This window comes from Amaricoccus sp. W119, from assembly GCF_047275745.1.
Taxonomy (GTDB): domain Bacteria; phylum Pseudomonadota; class Alphaproteobacteria; order Rhodobacterales; family Rhodobacteraceae; genus Amaricoccus.
The window spans coordinates 1-1,059 of sequence record NZ_JBKQWU010000182.1 but is presented as its reverse complement, the minus strand read 5'-3'; the positions used below and the strand labels follow the sequence as shown (position 1 = coordinate 1,059).

2 protein-coding genes and 1 pseudogene are annotated in these 1,059 nt (G+C 67.1%); all 3 read left to right on the top strand.

The features are described from left to right. A pseudogene (locus tag ACLJK8_RS22855) lies at positions 1–477 on the top strand (hypothetical protein); the annotation flags it as partial. A 204-nt stretch (positions 478–681) separates the two neighbouring features. Continuing rightward, positions 682–996 carry a hypothetical protein gene (locus tag ACLJK8_RS22850; protein WP_413152692.1) on the top strand — a complete coding sequence of 105 codons (315 nt, stop codon included), beginning with the start codon at positions 682–684 and terminating at the stop codon, positions 994–996. Further along, a partial coding sequence (locus ACLJK8_RS22845) for a hypothetical protein (RefSeq protein ID WP_413152693.1) occupies positions 963–1,059 on the top strand: 97 nt, incomplete at its 3' end. The genes ACLJK8_RS22850 and ACLJK8_RS22845, both read left to right, overlap by 34 nt.

The following is a 1,059-nucleotide window of genomic DNA, read 5'->3' as shown; positions in this document are numbered from 1 at the left end:
CCGGCCGCCCGACGCTGCCTTGCACGGCGCAAGAATGAGGTCGCCTTCGGCTTCCGATTGCCGAACTATTTCCCCTTGGTGGCGCGGGCGCATGGCCCGCCAGGCTCAAACGAAGGCCGTACGGGATCTCCGTTCGTTCGGATTGAGCGCGACAAGGGGTTCGGGGACCGACACGCGCTTCCCAGATGCGAACTCACCGAAGCAGGACGGGAGGATGTCGTCGGCGCGTCAACCGGGCCACCAGTCTGGTGGCCCCGCTTCCCTCAATCCTGGATGATCCCCGCTTCGCGGCTGATCACACCCAGTTCCTCGTCGGCCCTTCGCACGATGGCCTTCGCGAAGCTGAAGGCGCTGCTACGAAAGGCCGTCGAGCGAACCGTCGACAGCCTCTGGAACACCATCGGGCGCCTCGTCGACGTCTTCACGCCTCAGGAGTGCTCCAACTACTTTGCCGCCGCAGGTTACGATGCAGACTGATCGGGAAGTGCTCCAGCGGGCATGCCGGCGATATATCATGCCGAGCAAGCGGACACCTCCCCCGCCCCAGGGCTTCTTGAGACACCGCGGACGGCTTATCTGAGCCGATGGAGGTGTTGAGATGGATGACGCTGAGCACGGAGGAGCTTCGAGCGCGGAGACCTCGGCTATCGGAGGGGTCGCGGTAGCGGTCCGGGATCGCGCATGACAGCGTGGCGCAAGCGCGACGCGGTGCTTCGGCTCCTGCGCGGCGAGCCTCTGGAGATCGTGGCGCGCGAGCTCGCGGTGACGGCGGCGGATTTGAGCGGTTGGCGCGATGCGTTTCTCGATGCCGGGTCGGCGAGCCTCAAGTCTCGGGCGCGGGACGATCGCGACGAGACGATCGACCGGCTGCGAACCAAGGTCGGCGAGCTGACGATGGACACCGAACTGCTCCACGCGAAGATCGAGCGGCTGGAGGCTGGGCGCGGCTGCGTCGCCAGGGCTTGCGCACCTCGACGGAGCGGGTGCGCCGCCTGATGCGGGAGAACGGCCTTCAGGCCACGACCCGCGTGGGCTGCCCTCGCGGGCCGCGCACTCATG

Coding starts and splice junctions, on each gene's coding strand:
- ACLJK8_RS22850 (WP_413152692.1), top strand. CDS start 682: ATGACAGCGTGGCGCAAGCGCGACGCGGTGCTTCGGCTCCTGCGCGGC.